Raw genomic sequence first — 22180 nt, 5'->3', positions numbered from 1 at the left:
GAGCCTAGATCACGCGTTTGGACTTCAGATCCGCCAGGTCCTCCACAGAATAACCAAGGCTTTCCATAATCTCATCGGTATGTTCACCAAGAGTCGGAGCCCGTCGCTTCATCTTGGTATCGGTTTTGGACATCTTGATCGGCAGTTCTGTTAAGGGAATTTTCTTGTCAAAACCGGGATATTCGACTTCCTTCAAAAGTCCCATCGCCGCGAGATGCGGATCGTCCAGCACTTCCTGAGGTGACATCACGGGACCGCAAGGGAGCCGAACTTCATCCATCGCCGCGATCGCCTCTTTCGTCGTCCGCTCGGCGCACCATTTCGCCATCCGTTCGGAAATGATTTCATTATGGTCGCCTCGGCTCTGGTCCGTTTTGAAGCGTGGATCGCTTAGCCAGTGATCTTCCCCGATCAGCTTGCACCAACGCTCGAATAACGGCCAGCCGAGTGATTGCACAAGGACCCATCCATCCTTCGTCTTGAAAGTATCTCCCGGTCCGGCGCCTTGCGCGCGGTTCGCTGTTCCGACCCGGTTAAGCTGTAACATCGCCTGTTCCATGAGGGTCACACTGGAAATCAGAACGGACGAACCGAACAGGGACGTATTGATAACCTGCCCCTCGCCCGTCATATCACGGTGACGCAATGCCGCCATCGTCCCGATAACTCCCATCAACGCAGTGGTGAAGTCGACATAGGGACCATAAAGCTTTCGTGGCTCGCCTTCACTTCCGGACATATACATGACACCCGACATTGCTTGCCCAAGTCCATCAAATCCGACGCGGTTCTTATAAGGTCCCACATCGCCGAACGCAGACCCATGTACGAGAATGATATCCTCCTTGACCGCCTTCAGACTTTCATAATCAAGTCCCATTGCCTCCAGCGTTTCAATCGGCAGGTTCGCGACCACGACATCCGCGGTCTTCACCAGTCGCTTGACGATTTCACGTCCTTCTGGCTTCATCGGATTCAGGGTCATACCCTTCTTGTTCTGCGCCATTTGCATGAAGAGACCGCCGTCCCCGGTTTGTTCTTCAGTCAGAGGCGTAACATAGCGATCTTCGCTGCCGTCGAGTTTTTCGATACGGATAACTTCCGCCCCAAAATCAGATAATACCGTCGCACAGTAAGGCCCGGCAATATAACGGCCAAAATCCAGCACCCGGATTCCCGATAAGATATTCGACATTTTTCATGCTCTCCTGATCATTCTTGTTATTTTTTCCAGGAATATTTATATCCCGCTTTCAGCGGAAGAATGCCTTGAATAGAGGTCTTTGGCAATGGCTTTAGGGCCGAAGATCACGGAAACCTTTGCTGATCTAGTCACCCTATAGCTCTGAAAAGCGGCAAATTACTAGGCGGCGTGCGTTCCCCGAATTGGATAGTCATTTTCCCGGATAAACCGGATACCCCGAAGAATTGCCCCAAGTTCCGGCCGGGAAAAAGGTGCATTGGATATGTCAATGATCTGAATTACGCCCTCTGGGCGAAGAACAAACAGGCCGGGTTCCGGGAAGGGTTGATCCGTCTCCTTTGGTGATCGCGGATCGGATATATACAAACCGAGCGACTCCATCTGGTCAATTGAGAGGTCATAACCGACGGGGAAGGTAAGGTTGTTATCATCGACCACTGTGGTCGCTTTCTCAATTCCGTCCCCGGAAATCGCGACCACATCGACACCTGCCGCATCGAATTCATTTTTCAGGCCTTCAAGCTGAGTCAGATAACGCATGCAAATTGGGCAATGCTTTCCCCGATAGACAACGACGAGTTGCCATCGTTCCGTATTTGATTTCGACTTGCCAAGGGTAAGCTCGCTGTCGGACACAAGAGGTACAGTAGTTTCCGGAAATTTCTGTCCTGCTGTCAGTTTAGTATGTGTCATCGAAAATCCTCTCAGCTCAGAGGTAAGTCTCCAGCCCTGATTTATAATAGAACGATCATTCCATTATTCTAGTTCTATTGCACCCTATTAACAAGGAACTTCAGGTTTCAGCATCAAAATATATTTATATCGCTTTATGGATTGCAATAAAGCGCCTCACACCTAGAATGGCGCAAATTCAAGTGAAAATTCTGCAGATCAGGTTGTAAAATATATGTCTTCACTATCGATAACTGAGTTTCAAAATCAGCTAAGCAGCCTGACAGTAGCAAGCAAAAATGCCATTGATGCCGCCATTCGACGTGATGCGGTTCTAACGAAACCCGCCGGATCCTTGGGCCGGCTCGAAACCCTGGCGAGTTGGCTGTCCGGGTGGCAGGGTCAGCATCCTCCAACCTATGACCATCCGCAAGTCGTTATTTTTGCCGGAAACCATGGCATCTGCGATCAGGGCGTCTCGGCTTTCCCGCCCGAAGTCACAGTCCAGATGGTTGCAAACTTCAATAATGGCGGGGCGGCGATAAACCAGCTCGCTAACGCATTTGATGCCGCCTTTTCCGTGTTTCCACTGGAACTTGATAATCCAACCGCAGATTTTACCAAAGCACCAGCCATGACCGAAACGGAACTGACAGACGCTTTAACGGTAGGCTGGAATGCAGTTGACGAAAATGCCGATATCCTGGTCGTTGGGGAAATGGGGATCGGCAATACAACAGTCGCCGCGGCCCTTTCCGCCGCATTATTTGGCGGCAGCGGCGCCGATTGGGCCGGACCTGGCACCGGCGTCACCCGTGAAGGGATACAGAAGAAGGCTTCCGTGATTGATCAAGGGATAGCCCGTCATCAAGACAGCCTAAATGATCCGTTGCACATATTACGTTGCCTCGGCGGGCGGGAGATCGCCGCTATGGCGGGCGCCATTCTTGCCGCACGGCAGCGACATATTCCGGTTTTGCTGGACGGGTTTGTCGTAGGGGCCGCTGCCGCCGTGCTATTCAGGAGCAATCCTGATGCCCTCAGCCACTGTATCGCGGCACATGTATCCGCGGAGCCCGGTCATAGTCGCCTTCTGCAGGAAATGGGGTTGGAACCATTGCTGTCCCTCGGCATGCGATTGGGCGAGGGTTCAGGCGCTGCTCTGGCGCTCGGGTTGATCAAAGGCGCCGTCGCCACCCACAATGGCATGGCAACTTTCGCCGATGCGGGCGTGAGTGAAGAAACCGGCGATTAACCGCCCACGCACGGCGCACACCCAGTGTTATTCAGGAAATTAACCTGCCATTTTGTCTCCTCTCCATCCCAAAATGACGTGAGGTGAGTGAGCGAGAGCGGTGCGACCGTGAGTGCCAGCATATTTTCTGGCGCTATCCCAAGGGCAATCCCGACAGTTGCCCGTATTACACCGGCATGTGTAACCATGACGATATCGCGCTCATCCGGCATGTTCTGCAATGAATTGATTTCAGAACGAACCCTGGAGACAACGTCGGAAAAGCTCTCTCCTCCCTCGGGACGGTTTTTTGAGGGGTTTTGCCAGAACTTCTCATAATATATGGGATCTGTGCCCTCGACTTCCTCATGGGTTTTACCTTCCCAAAGGCCAAAATTCTGCTCCCTGAGAGAATAAGACTCCCGAACCGATATATTCTGAGCATTTTGCCGCATAAGGATAAGACGCGCCGTTTCACGGCACCGTGCGAGATCGCTGGAAATGAAAAAGCAGTCAGGCGATAAAGCACTCGCCAACTCAGCAACCCGGTTCGTATCTGAAAAATTAGCAGGCAAGTCGAGATGCCCATATATTTTTCCGGAGGCAGCGACAGGCGCATGGCGAACAAGCCACCACTGCCGCGTCCTAAAACTACGGATCATGCTAAGATTTGCCGGGGATTTTCGTTTTTACTCAACCGTTAATTTGGTCAGTTGCCAGATTGACCGACCGTAATATTTCTCCTGAGCCAGTTCCTCGTCCGTATCATAGGGATAAATTATCCAGAAAGGAGCATATACATCGTCTTCCAACCATTCGCCGTCCATCTTGTAGGCAATAATCACATCATAGTCCGTCGCATCGGAGATTGGTATGTCCACTGAATAGCCGTCCTTAGCCGTTGCTTTCAAAACAGTTCCGTCAGCCTCGACCTTATCAAGAATATCACGAAGAAAAACGCCACGAAACCGTGTCTTCCCCGTTGTCCATGGACTGGTAGTGGCAATTACGACCGGCGTAGAGGCGGCCATATCGCCCGGGCTGAAATAAATTGCGCCATGTTCAGACTTGATATTACCTGTAATCGCCAGCTTGGCTTCCTCCGCCTTGGCAATAGATGCGCCAACCACAATGAGCAGGAACAATAATACCCCGCTCAGAAAATTCCGATAAATTGTGCGCCCGCTTTTCATCGCATATGATTTTGCCAACATCTCGCTCCCATAATAATTTTGAACCGCCAAGCACCCATAGCAGTCGATTAAGCCCTGTTAAAAATATGCCTTCCACCATCGCCAACGGCAATAATGATGGAGGCATTCGCAATAATCGTATATGTAGCCGATACTGAAGTTCACGTTCAAAGGTTTTTTTTATGAAGCGTACATTGTTTGTCGCCTCGAACCGGCTGGGCGATGCGGTTCTGACGACGGGAGTGTTACATTACCTCCTCGAAACGGAACCGGATGTTCCCATTACCGTTGTTTGCGGCGACATTCCCAAAAGCATCTTTGAAGCCGTTCCGGGAGTCGATCGCGTAATTGGAGTCAAGAAGCGACGCTTCAGCTTGCATTGGCCGGAAGTAGCTCTATCCCTAGGGCCTGTGATCTGGCATCGTATTGTTGATTTTCGTAGTTCTCTTCTCGGTTTTCTCCCGACCCGCCACCGTCATATTTGGCATGGCGGAAAAGATGATATCCACAAGGCTCAGGCCAATGCACAGCTTATCGGCCTCGATACCCCGTTACCGCCTCGCATATTGCCGACACCAAGCCAGCTAAACGCTTCAGAAAAGTGGCTGGGCCCCCTCAATCAGCGAGGGAAAATCCTGGCCCTTGCCCCCACAGCAAATTTTTACCAGAAGCAGTGGCATCATGAGAACTACCTCAGGCTCGCTCAGGCATTAACGGCAAAAGGCGGTATTCTGGAAGGCGCCCGCATCGCTGTCTTTGGCGCACCCGGTGAAGAAGCGCAGGCAATGCCCGTCGTCAATGCCTTGCCCGTGGATCAGGTTATTTGCCTTGTCGGGAAAACAACGCCCATGGAGGCGGCGACCATCCTTTCGCAATGCGACCTGTTCGTCGGGAACGATTCCGGGCTGATGCACACAGCAGTAGCAGTCGATATTCCAACGGTTGCGCTTTTCGGCATCGGCAAACCAGCTGTCTACCGCCCGTGGGGTGATCGCTCCCTGTGTCTCGAAAGCTCGCCTCCGGGTGCGCCCATCATTCGGCCTGAAGGATATTCCGATATCGCCCCTGAAGAACCACTTCCGTTTGAGTTAGTCTTGAGCGAGATTGAAAGCTTTTACGCCAGCATTATCAGTAAATAACTCTGCGGGCTCTCAGGACCTGACTTCGCGAAACGGCGTTACGCTGGAATCAATGGAAAACTGATGATTATAAAGATCGGCATAGACCCCCTCCTTTTTAAGAAGCTGGTCATGTGGCCCACTTTCAACGATTTCACCTGCAACGACGACATTAATCACATCAGCGTCCAGAATAGTTGACAGCCGATGTGCTATTACAAGGGACGTCCGCCCTTTCATGAGATGTTTTAGCGCAACCTGAATCTTCCGCTCAGATTCTGTATCCAAAGCCGATGTCGCCTCATCGAGCAACAGTATTGGCGCGTCTTTCAACATCGCCCGCGCGATTGAAATCCGTTGCTTCTGCCCGCCGGACAGACGAACGCCGTGGCTTCCGACAAGAGTGTCGTATCCTTTTGGCAAAGCCGAGACAAAATCATGCACCGCCGCCGATTTTGCCACTTCGATAATTTCGTCATCACTCACGTCGTCGCGTCCGTAGGCAATATTGGCCCTGATGGTATCATCAAACAGAAACACATCCTGACTCACCAAGGCTATTTTCTGGCGAAGCGAGGCAATTGTTACATCCCGTATGCTCTGACCGTCGACCAGAATATCGCCGCCATTGACATCATAAAACCGGGGAATGAGGTTTAGAATAGTTGATTTGCCCCCGCCGGAAGGCCCTACCAACGCAATCCTCTTACCAGCTCCCAGGCGAAGTGATATATCCTTCAGGACCACCTCATCCGGATGATACGCGAAGTTAACATTCTTGAATTCGACTTCACCCCTATGAAATTCAAGTGGGGCGGCATCCGGCTTATCAACGACTTTATGCTTAATATCCATAAGCGTAAATATTCGCTGCGCGGCAGCGAGGCCTGTCTGCATTCGCGGAAAAAGCTTAGCCACACTCTTGATAGGTTGATAGGCGAGCATGATCGCCGTAATAAAAGCGAAGAAAGTACCAGGTGTCGTCTCCCCCTCAATGACGTTGCTGGCTCCGTAAAAAATAACGCCGGCGATCAGAAAGCCGGCAAGCGTCTCGACAATCGGACCGCTCGACGCTTCAATACGCAGCGCTTTGAACTGAATTTTAAACCGATCTTCTATAACACTGTCGCCCTGTTGCACGGCCTGAGTCTCACGATCATAGGCTTTGACAACACGGATGCCCTGGAAATTCTCTTCAAGAAAGGAGCTAAAATCCGCTGTCTGCTCAAGAACTTTGCTTGACGCCTTACGGGATCGCTTTCCAAGCTGCCGGATCGCCAGAGTGCCCGGTGGCAGAACGATCAGGATGAACAACGCCATCTTCCAGTCATAGTAAAAAAGAGACCCAATCAGGAAAATTGCCGTCAGGCTATCCTTGGTCATCACAACCAGTGTTTGCGTCGCGACTGTTTTCAGATAATTGGTGTCAAAAACGAAGCGTGAGATCAGGCTTCCCGATGCGTTATCGTGAAACCAGGCGAGATCCGCAAAAACCAGCTTTTTGAAAAGGTCTTTCTGTATATCCGCGACAACCCTTGTCCCCACCCAATCCATAACTATCGTCTGACCATAGGTAGCAAAACCGCGTGCAGCGAAAATACAGACAACGGCGAGAGTTGTATAGATAACGTATTCAGGATTCTTGTCGAAAAAGACCTCATCGATAATTGGCTTCATCACGAAGGCTGTCGCCGTCGCCGTCAAAGCGCTTATAATCATGAAGAAAATTGCCAGAAAAAGGCGGCCTTTATAATGAGTGACATAATCACGCAATAGCCGACTGTACAGGACGATAGTCGCCGACTTAGGCAGCTTTTCAGAAGTCAAATCGCTCAATCTTTTATCCGATTTTACCTGTCACAATTTCTCAACTGGTATCACAGCTGTTATTTATCCAATAGAAAAAATACCGGTTTACGACGCCAGAGATTTCAATCACAACCGAGATACAACAGTTTCATGACCGAATTTTTATTTCCAAAGATGCATAATCCAAAAACTGCACGCTCCGCCTACATTCGTATTGATAATGATTATGGTTTTCATCATCAATACGAATAGCAAGTTTGAAAATGAAATTCACTTTCATAAAGATAAATTTCCATGTCTATGTACCAGTCACAATCGGTAAATCTATCCGCATTGATAGTTATCGCTTCGCAACTTTTCCTTTATGGGCTTTCCGCCTCTGCCGGAGAGCCCGCCTATCCCGACATTAGCAGAGAGATCTCCATTGAGATTGATGATAACTGGACGTATCGATCCGATGACCCAACTGCAGAGTTCTACGATCCTTATCCAACAGTAATTCTGGGAACAAATATCGCCTTTACCAAAGCATTTTTCTTCAATTTCGAGGCGACAATGGAGCCGGTTGAAGATTCAACAGGAGATCGGGCGTTCAAGGGTCTGGGCGGATATCATGCAGCTTCTGGCGTTCCTGAATTCGCTATAAGGCTCATATGCGGCTTGCAGTAAATCATGCCCACAGAGCGCATTTCCAGCGACTATCAACCCGAAGTCGTAAAATAAAGAAGAAAACATGACGGTCCCGAAACCGACCCTAATTCTATTTTTAAGAGTATTTAATTAGTATATCACCCCCATAAGGAGATATATGCATGATATGAAGGGAAGAAGTTTCCCCAATTAGGATAACAAACGGGCGTTTTCCCCTCCCCACACCTTTAAATGCCTGATATACTCCTGGAATGAGCGCATCCAGAGAAAATGAGAAATATGACCGCAAGGAAGAGTTATCCTCTTCCGATTTTAGGATCATAAGTTGGATCGGGATAATCAGTCAGCAGACGGATACGAAAATGCGTCAACTTCTGGATGGAACCGATGTGCCGCCGCCCCAATTCATGCTCCTCAACCATTTCCTTCATCAGCCCGAAGAAGGCAAAACGGTTTCAAAAATCGCCTGGGCATTGCAACAACCGCAGCCGGGGATTACAAAAACGGTCGCAAAAATGTTGAAGAAGGGCTTTTTGCGGGCAGAGGAAAACCCCGAAGACGGTCGCTCCAAATTTCTGTATCTCACAGATAGTGGGAAAAAAGCCCATCAGCAGGCGCAAGCCCTACTTGAAGCCGCTCTGTCCGATACCTTCTCAGGATGGCGGGAGTGGGAGAAGAAGGATTTCTTTGGCTTTCTCGACAAACTAAAAACCTATCTTGACGAGAACCGTTAAACCTCCGGTTCCGGGGCAGCCTTAGGGTTCTTTTTTGCGGTTCGCATATTAATGATCCCGACACCGACCAGCGTGATAGTTCCCCCGATAAGGAAGCGTATGGTAATCGGCTCGGAAAACAGCACAACGCCAAAAATCACCCCGAAAACCGGCGCCAGCAGTCCAAAGGGTGTTAGCACGGAGATCGGGTAGCGTTGTATCAAAAAATACCACCCGCCATGAGCAATAATCGTTGTCACAATGACGACGAAAGCAAGGGCTCCCCCCGCCTCCCATCCCATCGACATGACAGCGTCAAATTGTCCTGTTTCGGTCGTAAAGGAAATCAACATCAACGGCAAAAAGGAGATGGCGCCGATCCAGGCCTGCATTGTCATTGTTCCGACATTCTGTATCTGCCGCATGAGGATAAGGCCAACTGCCATGAAAAGGCCGGCGAAGGCGACAAGCGCGACACCTTCCAGCTGATCAAATATTACCGGATCAAAGCCGAGGAACATAACCCCGCTGAAGGCCATAATGATACCAAGGATCCGTCTCCAGCCGATGGTTTCCTTCAAAACGATAACGGCCAGGATTACGGAAAATGGTGCTATCAACTGGCTAGTGATGGCAACCGCCGTAACCCCGCCCGCCGCATAAATACCGAGATAAAGAAAGGTAAAATGAAATACGCCTACCGTTACCGCGATCCAGAAAATCGCTTTCATTCGGCCCTTGACGATTTTCAGGAAAGGAGACAGCAAGATAGCTACGAGAGAAAACCGCAAGGCCGTGAAAAAAAGTGGAGGGAAATGATCAAGTCCGACTTTTGAAGCAACAAATGAAAATCCCCATATCGCACTTATCATCAAAGCCATTGCGATATGTGGTAGTGACATGGCAGATACTTCCAGGTTTTCTTGAGAGGCAGATTGAGGCGAATCGATAAATTGTGCACGAGCGACTATGCTGCACTGCCGCAGGATAGCAGTATATATTTCAGGTTTGACCGCCGATTACAATTCAGAAGTTGAAAACAGCCCTCAACCGACCTATTCATCGTGATAACGATATGGAGATTCAATGGATTCTGTAACGCAGTTTGTTTTAGGCGCAAGTATTTCCGGCGCGCTTCTCGGTCCGCGCATCGGCGCCAAGTCATTGCTCATAGGCGGCCTTGTCGGCACATTGCCGGACCTAGACAGTCTCATTCCCATCGACGACGCCATCGACAGCATGACGTACCATCGGGGTTTCAGCCATTCCGTTTTCGTTCAGACTGCGCTTTCACCCGTGATCGCCGTGGTCATCGGCAAGATTTTTCCATCAAGCTGGGCGCATAAAAAAATATTATTCCTGACGGTATGGCTTGTGCTGATCACCCACAGCCTGCTTGACTCACTTACGACATACGGAACTCAGATTTTCTGGCCGATGGATTTCGGACCCCCTGTCGCTTTTTCTGCCGTCTTTATCATTGACCCCATTTATACTCTCCTACTGATATCTGGAGTCTTCGCTGTCTTCTTTATGCGAAAAAGATCTGGAGGATTTCGAACAAACCAGATTGTTCTCGCACTCAGCTGCGCCTACCTGATTGCCGGGCTGACGGGGAACCTGATCATATCTGATCGGGTAAAGGCAGATCCGAATTTCAGTGATATGCGCATTCACGTCCAACCCACAGCCTTTAATCTGCTGGTCTGGCAGGTCACTGGCGTAACCGATGATCGTATGGCGACTGGATTAATGAGCCTGACCAATGAATGTGGTGTACGGCATCTCGTAACTGCCGACCGGAGAAATGCCCCGCGTGATCTCGACAATATTCCCGCATCGGTCAAACGTCTTGAATGGTTCACAAATGGTTTCTTCACCTACGGGGAAATAGACGGGCGCCAGTCTATTTCAGACCTCAGAATGGGTTTTTACCCAAATTATGCATTTTCCTTCAATTTTGCGGAAGATAGCGATGAAGGCGTTGTCGTTATCCCACCTGAACGCATTTCCCTCACCTATGAAGAACGGGCCGGAGACATGTTTCGCTATATGGCTGATACCTTGAATAGCTGCTAAGCAGGGCAACAGAACCTTATTACTACCAATTAATCGTCATAAAAAATTACTGGCGAACTGCTTTTCCGCAGGTTAGTCTTTTTGGCAACGAGCCGACCTCAATGAACAAACAATATTTTTCCGGCGGAATCATGATGCATTCAATTTATAAAGCCGGAAAATTCAGCGGCAAACACCATACCATGTACAGCCTCGACCTTGCCTGACACCGGAACAAAAGCCAGTCACGCGATTCGGCCATTGCCCCTCATGCTCCCGCATATAGCGCTTCTACTGGCCGTCATGCTTCTCGGTCTCTCCTTTGTGGGCATCAGGGCCATCATGATGGATCAGGATGCCCCCGCGTCTCTTGGCTTTTTACGCTACGGGATAGCAACGCTGATGTTACTCCCGTTCCTGTGGTGGCGCCGGATTATCATGCCGCCACTCCACATAACCGTCATCATCGCGGCCCTCGGCGTCCTGCAGTTCGGGTTTTTCCATCTTTTTGTCAATACGGCGCTTGAAGACATATCGGCCTCCCGCGGCGCCGTGATTTTTGCCCTGATACCAATTTTGACCATGCTGATCGCGGCCATGGCCGGACGCGATACGCTGAATGCCATCAAACTTTTCGCGGCAATACTGTCGTTCATCGGTGTCGCCCTTGCCATCGGAGAAAAAGCTTTCACCGAGGGCAACGCGTCCACAGGCTGGACGGGAGAGCTCCTTTTTTTCATGGCGGTATGCTGTGGTGCGACCTACAACGCCTTTGCCAGTCGAGTCATGCAGAACCGCTCCGTTGTTCTAATGACGATTGTCGGAATGAGCGCTGGAACGATGGCAATTTTTCCATTTGCCTATGCTGAAGGACTTGGCAGCGCCATTAGGGGGTACGACACAGGCGACTGGCTCTGGATACTTTATCTGGCGGGGCCCGCCGCCGCCTTTAGTCTCTTTCTATTTAACTGGGGATTGCAGCAGCTTTCCCCGTCACAGGCCGCCATCTATGTTCCGATAGCACCGATTATGGCGGCGGCTTTCGGTGCGCTGATACTGGACGAGCATCTTTCTAGCCTTTTTCTTCTGGGGTTGGCTTGTGCGGTTAGCGGACCAATTATCCTAAACTGGCGACGAACAGCACGCCAGTCCAAACCCTGACTGTCATAAAAGTGAATACCCATGGTTGCTATAAACCGGTAAGCTAAATTCCTGAAAAAAGGGAAAAGAATGATCAAAAGCCGCTGTCCTGCCCTCTTAATCCAGGTATTCTTCGTCATAATCCTGATCGGGTTCAGTAACATTGCTTTAGCGATTGACGGTGTCTCGCTCGGACCGCGCCCTATGTTTCTAATCGATGACATGGAGGCGGGCGAACTGAAGGAAAAGCTTCAGCAGTGTCAGGCCGGACCATTCTCCACATCGGATTTTTCCATAGGACATCGTGGCGCTTCCTTGCAATTTCCGGAACATACGAAAGAGAGTTACCTCGCGGCGGCGCGCATGGGCGCGGGAATCATCGAATGCGACGCGACATTTACCAAAGACAAGGAACTGGTCTGTCGGCATTCCCAATGTGACCTGCATCTGACAACCGATATCCTGACCCGACCGGATCTTGCCGCTAAATGTTCAATTCCGTTCACGCCTGCCAATGGCGGCAAGGCATCGGCGAAATGCTGTACATCCGACCTCACCTTGGCAGAATTCAAGTCTTTGCGCGGCAAGATGGACGGCGCGGACACGTCCGCCGAAACCGTGACCGAGTACATCGCGGGCACACCGGGGTGGCGAACCGATCTTTATGCCGTCCCCGGGACATTGATGACCCATAAGGAAAGCATCGACCTCATCGACAGTCTTGGCCTTAAATTTACCCCGGAGCTTAAATCAGCCGATGTGCCGATGCCATATGAAGGTGACTACAGCCAGCAGGACTATGCAAAGGCACTGATCGCCGACTACAAGGCCGCAGGGATCGCCCCTGAACGCGTTTTCCCGCAGTCATTTAATCTGGACGATGTGCTTTACTGGATCAGGAATGAACCGGAATTCGGAACACAGGCCGTTTATCTGGATGATCGCTATCGCGGCAATGGCATAAATCCTGATGATCCGGCCAGCTTCTCGCCAACCATGCAGGAACTGAGTGATCAGGGCCTTAAATACATCGCGCCGCCGATCTGGATGCTTCTCGCGCTTGATGAGACAGGCAAAATCGTTCCATCCGCCTACGCAGAGGAAGCGAAGAAAGCTGACCTCAGTATCATCACCTGGACGCTGGAACGCTCCGGGTCTCTCGCCAATGGCGGAGGCTGGTACTATCATAGCGTCAAGGACGCCATCGATAACGAAGGCGATATGATGACCGTCCTTGACGTGCTCGCAAGAGACGTCGGCGTCAAAGGTGTCTTCTCCGACTGGCCTGCGACAACAACATATTATGCGAACTGTATGGGCCTCGATTAAGCCTCGTTCGCCGCAAGCAGCTTGGCGTTACCGCCGGATGCCGTTGTATCGATGCTCAGCGCCCGTTCCGCCACCATATAGTCCCAGCTGTGCCCGTTTGTTATGAGGGGGATAATTGCACCTTCCCGCGCTGCCACCGCCTGTCGGTAACGGACAAGTTCATAATCACCGGCGGACAGAGCGACACCACTGAGAGACGGAAGATTTCTCACAATTGATGGGGACAACGGAACGGGCAGAGACGCGATCAATCCTTTCGGAAGTTTTGACTTTTCCAACGCGGCGATCACTTCTGTCGCCTCCGACGGCGCATCAGCAAGCAGGACAGTATTCCCGGTTAGCAAAGCCAGCGCTGACAGCGAAAGCGCATTTTTGCCCGCGCAGATGATAACCCCGCGACCATGTAGGCTAAGTCGGTTGCTTTCGCCCGTCGGCCCAACGAGGTCTCTGGGCCTTGGGTCGTAGTCAGCCGCCCTCTCCAGTGCCGTTGTCATTTCTGACGCGGCCTCATCGCCAAGTTTGGCGGCGACTTTTCGAAGCAGGGAAAGACGGTCATCCTGCCGGTCCCATTTTAACTGCGCCTTTTGGGCCTCAATTACAAGCGCAAGCGTTTCTTTGGAAACTGTGACATCTCCGGCGTCTTCGGACGAGTCCACCTGTGGCGGGGTCTCATGGTCACGCAGCTTCATGAACCGGCGCAAGTATAACGGTCCGCCCGCTTTTGGTCCCGTGCCAGAGAGCCCTTCTCCACCAAAAGGCTGCACACCAACAACCGCGCCGATCTGATTGCGATTGACATAAAGATTCCCGACATGGGCCAGATCGCAGACATCCTGCACCCGGGTATCAACACGCGTATGCAGCCCGAGAGTCAGGCCATAGCCGGTTGCATTAATTTTTTCCACAACCTTGTTAACGTCTTGCGCCTTGAAGGTTGCGATATGAAGTACGGGGCCGAAAATCTCCCGCTCGAGCTCGTTAATATCGCCAATACGATAGGCCGCCGGCCCAACGTAGCAGCCCTTGCCTCCGCCCTTCGGCGGCGGAATCTTCCGGATCAGTTTGCCTTCGGATTCCAGCTTATTGCAATGGGCTTCAATCATTGCTTTTGCCTCTTCATCAATCACCGGACCAACGTCCACCGAAATATCCCAGGGATTCCCGATCCGGAGTTCCGCCATCGCCCCGTCCAGCATTTTTGTTACCTTCTCCGCGACATCTTCCTGCACGTACAGAACCCGCAAGGCTGAGCAACGCTGTCCGGCAGACTGGAACGCCGATGCCACAATATCGCGCACCGCCTGTTCGGGAAGAGCGCTGGAATCAACAATCATTGCATTGAGGCCGCCCGTTTCAGCAATCAATGGTGCTTCCGGATCTGCATTCTCCGCCATCGCACGGGAAATCCGCTGGGCAGTCTCTGTTGATCCGGTGAAGCAGACGCCCTGTACTTGCGGATCGGAGACAAGTGCGGCACCGACAATCGCCCCATCACCCGGCAGGAATTGCAGGACCTCACCGGGGATACCGGCTTCAAGCATCAACTCAACAGCCCGCGCGGCGATGAGGGGTGTTTGCTCCGCCGGTTTTGCAATCACGCTGTTACCCGCGACCAGCGCCGCGACGATCTGACCCGTAAAAATCGCAAGTGGAAAATTCCAGGGCGAGATACAGATGAAAAGGCCTCGTCCGATCATTTCACCGTTTGCCGCATCCTCACGCGCACGTAGCGCATAGTAGCGACAGAAGTCAGCAGCTTCCCGTACCTCGGAAATGCCGTCCATCAGCGACTTTCCCGCTTCACGACTGAGAAGGGCCATTAACTCGACGCGATGGGCTTCATAAAGATCCGCGATGCGCTCCAGAATGGCTGCCCGCTCGACTGATGGTTTGTTACACCAGTTTTCCGCACCCGAAACAGCGACCGTGATAGCGTCCGCCACATCCTTTTCCGTTGCATCCAAGCATTCTCCCACGATATCCGAAAAATGCGACGGGTTCTTGACTGTATAAAATTTCCCCTCAACCTCTTTACCGTTAATCCGGGGAGCCGCCCGCCATTGAAACGTCTTAAAGTCACTCCGCGCCTTGTCAAAATCAGCGAGAGTCGCCGGGTTTGGAAAATTGATACCAGATGAATTCGCACGCGCCTTTCCGTAAAGAGCGCTCGGGAGAGGTATTCTATCGTTCGCAATTGAAGGATACTCAAGAACTGCCGCGACTGGATCGCGGACCACCTTTTTCGGCGGCACTTTTTCATCGAGTACCTGATTGACGAAAGAGCTGTTCGCGCCATTCTCCAGCAAGCGTCGCACCAAATAGGCAAGCAGATCTTCATGCACCCCAACCGGCGCATATATCCGGCATCGGTTCTTGTTTTGATTCATGACCAGATCATGCAACCCTTCCCCCATGCCATGGAGGCGTTGAAATTCAAAATCGCCATTCCCCTTCGCCATTTCCAGTATAGCGGCAACCGAGTGGGCATTATGGGTCGCGAACTGCGGATAGATATGATCCGTCATGGAGAGAAGCTTTTTCGCACAAGCGAGGTAACTCACATCGGTTGCCATTTTTCGGGTGAAAACCGGGTATCCGTCATATCCCATAACTTGGGCCAGCTTGATTTCCGTATCCCAGTAGGCGCCTTTTACGAGACGCACCATGATCTTGCGATTCAGCTTTTTGGAGAGCGCATAGAGCCAGTCAATTACATAGGTGGCGCGTGGTCCATACGCCTGCACGACAACTCCGAAACCATCCCAGCCTTTCAAATCAGGATTGGAAAGGACAGCTTCGATGATATCCAGAGAGAGGTCGAGGCGATCTGCTTCCTCGGCATCGATATTAAACCCCATGCCGGCATTCTTTGCCTGAAAGACCAGAGACGAAAGGCGCGGCACCATTTCATCCAGAACGCGCTTTTTCTGGGTATATTCGTAGCGCGGATGCAGTGCCGACAGCTTTACCGAAATTCCGGGGTTGCTGCGAATATCAAGGTTTTTTATACGTTCGGAAATGCTTGAGATTGCCTTGGAATAAGCCATGAAATAGCGCTGCGCATCCTCTGCCGTGCGGGCAGCCTCGCCCAGCATATCGTACGAATAGCTGTACCCTTTTTTCTCCATACCTCGGGCACGATCCATCGCTTCATTAATATTCCGCCCCAGAACGAACTGATGTCCCAGAACCTTCATAGACTGACTGACGGCAGTGCGGATAACCGGCTCGCCAACCCGCCTTACCAGTTTCCGAAGTTGCCCCACAACATCAAGCGTCCCGTCGCCAAGCGGATGCACGACCTTTCCAGTCAACATCAGCCCCCATGTGGAGGCGTTCACCAGTGGGGAGGAGGAATGACCGAGATGCTTGCTCCAGTCCGCTGGCGCGATCTTGTCGCTGATCAGCGCATCCATGGTGATTTCGTCCGGCACACGCAACAACGCCTCGGCAAGGCACATCAATGCAACACCTTCTTCCGTGGTCAGACCGTACTCGCTCAGAAAGGTTTCCATGACGCCGGGATCATCTGCACGGCGAAGGTCCACGACAAGCCGTGCGGCTTTATCGACTATGGCTTGCCGGGCGGCATCCGATAAATCGAGATCGTCGATCAGTTTCCTTACAGCTGCCGCTTCATCCGTAATATAGTGGTTGCGGATATCAGCACGCAGGATCGACAATTTCTTTTCTGGCATGGCGCACCTCGTAAACAAGACATGATCGGAGTTTCAGCTATTACTCCATACTACCCTTTTTACCGCAGGCTTTCAGACCAAAATTTCCAGCTAAATACAAAATTTATATCGAAAACTATCCATAAATATTACTTTTTTCCTGATATACGTATCTTTCAAAGGATATTAGCCTAAACAATTCTCTATGGACGAACCTTGAAGCTGGACACTCCGGTTGTCCTCAGCGGTGCGGCCATTTCCGCGAAATCACACAGAATTTTTCGGGTATCCCGGGGATCGATTATTTCCTCGATCAGAAACCGCTCCGCCGAGCGGAAGGGAGAACGAAGGCGATTCAACCTCTCCTCGATTTCATCCAGCTTTGCTTTGGGATCATCGGATGCCTCCAGCTCAGATTTATAAGCGGCTTCCAATCCACCCGCGATGGGCAAAGATCCCCAGTCACCGGATGGCCATGCATAGCGAAGATTGAAACGACCGGAATTCATATGGGCCGCACCCGCAACGCCGTAAGTTTTACGCACCAGAATTGCACACCAGGGGACTGTTGCCTGGGCTATTGCAGCCATCGCCCGCACGCCATGCCGGATCGTGGCCTCATCTTCGGCTTTACGGCCAACAAGGAAGCCTGGGATATCGACAAGATGGGCGACCGGCAAATGGAAGGTCTGCGCCAGATCAACAAAACGCAATACTTTTTGCGCGGCATTCGCCGTCCAGGCGCCTCCGTAATGATAGGGGTCACTTGCCATGATCGCGACGGGCCATCCGTCCAATCGGGCAAAGCCGGTAATAACAGAGCGCCCCCATTTCTTGCCAATTTCAAAGAAGCTGTCTTTATCGACAGTCGCCTCGATTATCTTGCGCATTTTATATACTTTACGCGCGTCCCGCGGTATCGCATCGATCAACCATTCTTCCCGCCGGTTCGGATCGTCGTCCGTCTCCTCCCGTTCGGGCAATTCAAAGACCGATGGTGGCAGGTAGGAAAGGAAGCGCCGCACTTTTTCGAACGCTTCTTCTTCCGACTTTGCTTCATCATCAACCGCCCCGTTGCGTGTATGTATATCGGAGCCACCCAGTTCGTTCTTGGTCAGTATTTCGCCTGTGCGTGCAACGACCGGGGGACCGGCGACGAACATCTGCGATGTTTCCTTGACCATTACGGAATAGTGACTTGCCGCAACGCGGGCCGCGCCGAGACCCGCTGTCGATCCGAGCGCCATGGCGACAACCGGCACCTTCGAAAGATTATCGATGACAACATCCCAACCCCGAACCTCGGGCACGTAGGTACGCCCCTCCGTTTCAATGGTTTTAACTGAACCGCCGCCACCTGTGCCGTCGACCAATCGAATTAGTGGCAGTTGCAGGGCGCTGGCCATGCTTTCCACATGAATAAGCTTTTCCCGGATGCCAGCATCGTTGGCGCCACCGCGCACTGTGAAATCGTCTCCGGCCACGACCACCCGCTTGCCGTTGATACGACCGCGACCGGTGATCAGGTTCGCCGGCTGCATATCAACAAGTATACCATCAGCGTCATATTCCGCCCGACCCGTCGTTGAACCAACCTCTTCGAAAGAATTTTCATCCAGAAATTTGTCAATGCGGTCACGTACCGTCAGCTTGCCCGCGTTCACATGACGGGCGACCTTTTCCTTCCCGCCCATTTGTTTCGCAAATTTTTGGCGAAGTTTCAGTTCTTCAATCTCTTTTTCCCAACTCATCCGGATGTCCCTTTTTTATTGTTATTTTATGGGTTCGGGCCGTAGCGCGAATGCCCCCTGTCGCACGTATATGTTTTTGAACATCAAACCCTTGTATCGGTCTGCTGTCAACTGCTTCAATATTGCTATGTCGTCTTGCTAATCCGGCAGAGGTATGTAGCTATCGTCGCCAGGCACGCCGTCAAAACGATTTTCTTTCCAGTCGTCTTTCGCCTGCTCTATTTTTTCGCGGCTGCTGGATACAAAATTCCAGTAGATAGTTCGCGGCTCCGGCAGTGCATCCCCACCCAAAACGGCAACGACAGTATCCTTCATCGCCGTCAGAGTTACCGTCGGATTTTTATCAAGAACTGCGAGCGTTCCCGCCTCTACAGAGGCACCATCAATATCCACTTCACCTTCGATGACATAAACGGCCGCTTCTTCATAGTCTGGCGCAAAGGGAATAGACACGCCTGCCTCTAGCTGAATATCAGCAAAAAACAGACGGCTAAGCGTCGCCACTGGGGATGTCTCATCAAACAGGCTTCCGGCGACGAGACGCCCGTGCCATCCCACGCCGCGTAGTTCAGGCAAGTCGGATTTGGGTGTATGAACGAATGAAGGGTCTGTTTCCTCATATTCCCTGGGAAGCGCGACCCACATTTGCAATCCGTGAACAGACTGCTCAACGCTGCGCATGGCGTCGCTGCTGCGCTCCGAATGGACAATGCCACGGCCTGCCGTCATCCAGTTGACATCTCCAGGGCAGATTTCCTGAACTGAACCGAGACTGTCACGGTGAAGGATCGATCCATCATATAAATACGTCACCGTCGCAAGGCCGATATGAGGATGAGGCCGCACATCCAGACCCTGACCGGCATTTAGTGTTGCGGGTCCCATATGGTCAAGAAAGACGAACGATCCGACAGAACGGCGTTTGGCAACGGGCAATAGCCGACGAACTTCAAACCCGCCGATATCTGCAAGTTTGCCTGTAATACGAAGGGTTATGCTGTCCGCTGTCATTATTGCGCCGTCCAACCCCCATCAATTGATTGCAGGCTGCCGGTGATGTTTTCCGCAGCGTCACTACAAAGAAACAGCGCGAGGGCAGCCACCTGTTCAATGGTCGTGAACTTCTTGGTCGCCGCAGCGGCGAGAAGAACGTCATTGATTACTTCCTCCTCAGTTATGCCGCGGGTTTTTGCCGTGTCCGGGATCTGTTTTTCAACCAGCGGCGTCCAGACGTATCCAGGGCATATCGCATTTACTGTTATATTATCCTGCGCAACTTCCAATGCTGCGGTCTTGGTAAGCCCGGCAATACCGTGCTTGGCCGCGACATAAGCGCTTTTATTCGGGGACGCGACGAGCGCATGAGCAGACGCTGTGTTGATGATCCGGCCCCATCCCCGTTTTGTCATCAGGGGGATTGCATGATGCATGGTATGAAAGGCGGAGGTGAGATTGATGGCAATGATCGCATCCCATTTTTCCGACGGAAATTCTGCGATTGGCGCGACATATTGGATACCGGCATTATTTATCAGAATGTCAACGCCACCGAACTCAGCGACAGTCATATCAAACATCGCAGAAATCTCGTCCGGTTTCGTCATATCTGCCGGGCTATACAGGCATTTAACACCATACTCACTCTCAAACGAGCTGCGAAGCTCTTCAATCTCCGCAGCATCACCAAACCCGTTGATGATAAGGTGACATCCCTCTTTTGCAAGTGCGCGCGCGCATCCCTCACCTATCCCGGAAGTTGAACCAGTAATGACTGCCACCTTATCCTTTAGCATAGAGATTCCTTTTCATGCATCTTGTGACGACTACTTGAAGATTAATCCTGCGCCCAATGAATTACAACGGCCAGAAAAATAAAATGGCCGGAATTGCAACCGCGATAACGAGGATTTCAAGGGGCAGCCCCATTCGCCAATAGTCACCGAATTTATAGCCGCCTGGCCCCATAATCAGGGTGTTGTTCTTGTGACCGATGGGCGTCAGGAAGGCGCAGGATGCCGCAACTGCGACGACCATAAGGAATGTATCCGGATTCACGTTCAGCCGGTTCGCTATGTCGAGCGCGATTGGTGCCCCGATGACGGCCGTTGCTGTATTGTTCAGAACGTCTGACAAGGTCATGATCACTACCATCAGAACCGTAAGAACTACTACAATTGGCAAGCCCTCCGTCAGATCCACTATACCCCCGGCAATCAACCCTGTTCCCCCTGATTGCTCAAGCGCAGCGCCAAGCGGTATCATCGAGCCCAAGAGCACAATGACAGGCCACTCAATGTGATTATACACTTCCTGTATCGGCACAATATCAAGCGCAACATAAGCGGCCACAACGATTGCCAGAGCGACGGCCAGATAGAGCCAGCCAAAACTTGCGGCAATAATACCTGCGGCGAAAATGCCCGTGGCCAGCCCGGCGCGACGATACTGGGTCACAGAGAGCCCGCGCTCGGCTAATGGCAAAATTCCCAGCCATTGAGCTACCTCGGGCACCCGGTCGACAGGCCCCAGCAAAATCAAAATATCACCTGCCTCTATATCAAGCTTGCGGACCCGTTCGCGAAACTTCTTACCCTGACGAGAGACGCCAAGCAAGGTAACGCCGTGGCGCGTCAGCAAACGCAGAGACATGGCAGACCGCCCTTCTATCCGCGCATACCGCGGCACCACAAATTCCATCAGCCCCATACCGCCGGAGGCAGCTTTCTCATGTCGTTTCTCACCGTCAAATTCCAGCTTCATCGCGCCGCGGAACTGATCAATACTTTTTGCGACCGCATCCACAACAAGGACATCCCCTGCGCGGATTTCCGCATTTCTTGCTTGACCGGCAAGACGTTTATTATTGCGGACCAGGCCAACCACCGCAGTATCATTTTCGTCCGCCACATCATCCAGTTCCCGCACGAGCATCCCGATCGCTGGCGACTCTTCAGGAACGAGCAGCTCCGCGAGATATCCCTCCTGATCAAGGAGGTCAACGGTTGGCGCCTTGCTATCCCTCGAACCTGGAATGAATCTCCAGCCGATAACGGTAATAAAGACGATACCGACAATCGCACAAACAAGTCCGACCGGCGCGAAATCGAACATTCCAAACGGAGCGCCGAGCGCGGCCTCCCGATAGGAGGCAATAATGATATTGGGAGGAGTGCCGATCAGGGTGATCAACCCACCCAGGATAGTCGCGAAGGCGAGCGGCATCAGGGTGATACGAGGAGATCGTTTGGCTTTGGCAGAAGCCTGCAAATCCACTGGCATTAACATGGCCAGAGCCGCAACATTATTCATAAAGGCGGAAAATACAGCGCTCAGTCCGCCCATTGCCGCAATATGACTCGAAAGCTTTAGATCAAGCGCCGCCAGCCTCCGCGTAATCAGGTCAATCGCTCCGGAGTTCAACAGGCCGCGTGAGACGACCAGCACCAACGCAATTATTACGGTCGCCGGATGTCCAAAGCCTGAAAAAGCCAGCTCTGTCGGGACTAGGCCCAGTACCAACGCAATGACAAGTGCGACGAAAGCCACCAGATCATAACGCCAACGCCCCCAAATCAGCAAAGCGAAGACAACTCCGAACAGTGAGAATAAAAGAATTTGGTCAATCGTCATT

General features: G+C 51.8%; 18 protein-coding genes. 7 read left to right on the top strand and 11 right to left on the bottom strand.

The features are described from left to right. Window positions 1–4: 4 nt before the first annotated feature. Window positions 5–1195 carry a CoA transferase gene (locus AACZ19_RS15735; protein WP_339635438.1) on the bottom strand — a complete coding sequence of 397 codons (1191 nt, stop codon included), beginning with the start codon at window positions 1193–1195 and terminating at the stop codon, window positions 5–7. A gap of 168 nt (window positions 1196–1363) precedes the next feature. Continuing rightward, a complete protein-coding gene (locus AACZ19_RS15730) occupies window positions 1364–1897 on the bottom strand; it encodes a peroxiredoxin-like family protein (RefSeq protein WP_339635437.1) in 534 nt (177 codons plus the stop codon). A gap of 214 nt (window positions 1898–2111) precedes the next feature. Here AACZ19_RS15730 and cobT point away from each other — a divergent pair, with 214 nt between their 5' ends. Further along, window positions 2112–3131 (top strand): nicotinate-nucleotide--dimethylbenzimidazole phosphoribosyltransferase, encoded by a 1020-nt coding sequence (cobT, locus tag AACZ19_RS15725; protein ID WP_339635436.1) that lies wholly within the window; start codon window positions 2112–2114, stop codon window positions 3129–3131. Here cobT and AACZ19_RS15720 read toward each other — a convergent pair. Together AACZ19_RS15720 and AACZ19_RS15715 are read right to left on the bottom strand one after the other, a co-directional pair. Continuing rightward, window positions 3128–3772 carry a histidine phosphatase family protein gene (locus tag AACZ19_RS15720; protein ID WP_339635435.1) on the bottom strand — a complete coding sequence of 215 codons (645 nt, stop codon included), beginning with the start codon at window positions 3770–3772 and terminating at the stop codon, window positions 3128–3130. The two genes, cobT and AACZ19_RS15720, sit on opposite strands and share 4 nt — an antisense overlap. A gap of 27 nt (window positions 3773–3799) precedes the next feature. Further along, window positions 3800–4324 (bottom strand): molybdopterin-dependent oxidoreductase, encoded by a 525-nt coding sequence (locus tag AACZ19_RS15715; protein WP_339635433.1) that lies wholly within the window; start codon window positions 4322–4324, stop codon window positions 3800–3802. Between the two features lie 161 nt (window positions 4325–4485). On the opposite strand from AACZ19_RS15715, the gene AACZ19_RS15710 reads away from it, so the two are divergent. Next, window positions 4486–5442 (top strand): glycosyltransferase family 9 protein, encoded by a 957-nt coding sequence (locus tag AACZ19_RS15710; RefSeq protein ID WP_339635432.1) that lies wholly within the window; start codon window positions 4486–4488, stop codon window positions 5440–5442. Between the two features lie 12 nt (window positions 5443–5454). Here the strand turns inward: AACZ19_RS15710 and AACZ19_RS15705 are convergent, their stop codons facing one another. Then, complete coding sequence (locus AACZ19_RS15705; RefSeq protein WP_339635431.1) at window positions 5455–7257, bottom strand: ABC transporter transmembrane domain-containing protein; 1803 nt, start codon at window positions 7255–7257, stop codon at window positions 5455–5457. Between the two features lie 267 nt (window positions 7258–7524). On the opposite strand from AACZ19_RS15705, the gene AACZ19_RS15700 reads away from it, so the two are divergent. Both AACZ19_RS15700 and AACZ19_RS15695 read left to right on the top strand, forming a co-directional pair. Further along, complete coding sequence (locus AACZ19_RS15700) at window positions 7525–7899, top strand: hypothetical protein (protein ID WP_339635430.1); 375 nt, start codon at window positions 7525–7527, stop codon at window positions 7897–7899. Window positions 7900–8243: 344 nt separating this feature from the next. Then, window positions 8244–8615 (top strand): MarR family transcriptional regulator, encoded by a 372-nt coding sequence (locus AACZ19_RS15695; RefSeq protein WP_339635429.1) that lies wholly within the window; start codon window positions 8244–8246, stop codon window positions 8613–8615. Here AACZ19_RS15695 and AACZ19_RS15690 read toward each other — a convergent pair. Beyond that, complete coding sequence (locus tag AACZ19_RS15690; RefSeq protein WP_339635428.1) at window positions 8612–9496, bottom strand: DMT family transporter; 885 nt, start codon at window positions 9494–9496, stop codon at window positions 8612–8614. The genes AACZ19_RS15695 and AACZ19_RS15690 overlap by 4 nt on opposite strands. Before the next feature lie 184 nt (window positions 9497–9680). On the opposite strand from AACZ19_RS15690, the gene AACZ19_RS15685 reads away from it, so the two are divergent. The 3 genes from AACZ19_RS15685 to AACZ19_RS15675 all read left to right on the top strand — a co-directional run bounded on the left by AACZ19_RS15685 (window position 9681) and on the right by AACZ19_RS15675 (window position 13121). Further along, window positions 9681–10673 carry a metal-dependent hydrolase gene (locus AACZ19_RS15685; RefSeq protein ID WP_339635427.1) on the top strand — a complete coding sequence of 331 codons (993 nt, stop codon included), beginning with the start codon at window positions 9681–9683 and terminating at the stop codon, window positions 10671–10673. Between the two features lie 249 nt (window positions 10674–10922). Then, complete coding sequence (locus AACZ19_RS15680; protein WP_339635426.1) at window positions 10923–11813, top strand: DMT family transporter; 891 nt, start codon at window positions 10923–10925, stop codon at window positions 11811–11813. 69 nt (window positions 11814–11882) lie between these two features. After that, window positions 11883–13121: a glycerophosphodiester phosphodiesterase family protein gene (locus AACZ19_RS15675; RefSeq protein ID WP_339635425.1), complete on the top strand. Its 1239-nt coding sequence runs from the start codon at window positions 11883–11885 to the stop codon at window positions 13119–13121. Here AACZ19_RS15675 and putA read toward each other — a convergent pair. The 5 genes from putA to AACZ19_RS15650 form a co-directional block, all read right to left on the bottom strand. Beyond that, on the bottom strand, window positions 13118–16819 hold the full coding sequence (gene putA, locus AACZ19_RS15670) for a bifunctional proline dehydrogenase/L-glutamate gamma-semialdehyde dehydrogenase PutA (protein ID WP_339635424.1): 3702 nt from the start codon (window positions 16817–16819) through the stop codon (window positions 13118–13120). The two genes, AACZ19_RS15675 and putA, sit on opposite strands and share 4 nt — an antisense overlap. Window positions 16820–17001: 182 nt before the next feature. Next, window positions 17002–18549: a carboxyl transferase domain-containing protein gene (locus tag AACZ19_RS15665; protein WP_339635423.1), complete on the bottom strand. Its 1548-nt coding sequence runs from the start codon at window positions 18547–18549 to the stop codon at window positions 17002–17004. A gap of 138 nt (window positions 18550–18687) precedes the next feature. Continuing rightward, window positions 18688–19560 carry a pirin family protein gene (locus tag AACZ19_RS15660; RefSeq protein ID WP_339635422.1) on the bottom strand — a complete coding sequence of 291 codons (873 nt, stop codon included), beginning with the start codon at window positions 19558–19560 and terminating at the stop codon, window positions 18688–18690. Further along, on the bottom strand, window positions 19560–20342 hold the full coding sequence (locus AACZ19_RS15655; RefSeq protein ID WP_339635421.1) for a 3-hydroxybutyrate dehydrogenase: 783 nt from the start codon (window positions 20340–20342) through the stop codon (window positions 19560–19562). Before AACZ19_RS15655 ends, AACZ19_RS15660 begins: the two co-directional genes overlap by 1 nt. A gap of 61 nt (window positions 20343–20403) precedes the next feature. Then, window positions 20404–22179, bottom strand: coding sequence for an SLC13 family permease (locus AACZ19_RS15650; protein ID WP_339635420.1), 1776 nt, complete (start codon window positions 22177–22179; stop codon window positions 20404–20406). Window position 22180 lies beyond the last annotated feature (1 nt).

Source organism: uncultured Sneathiella sp. (assembly GCF_963973085.1).
In the GTDB taxonomy this organism is placed as follows: Bacteria; Pseudomonadota; Alphaproteobacteria; order Sneathiellales; family Sneathiellaceae; genus Sneathiella.
This window is presented reverse-complemented; position numbering and strand designations above follow the sequence as displayed.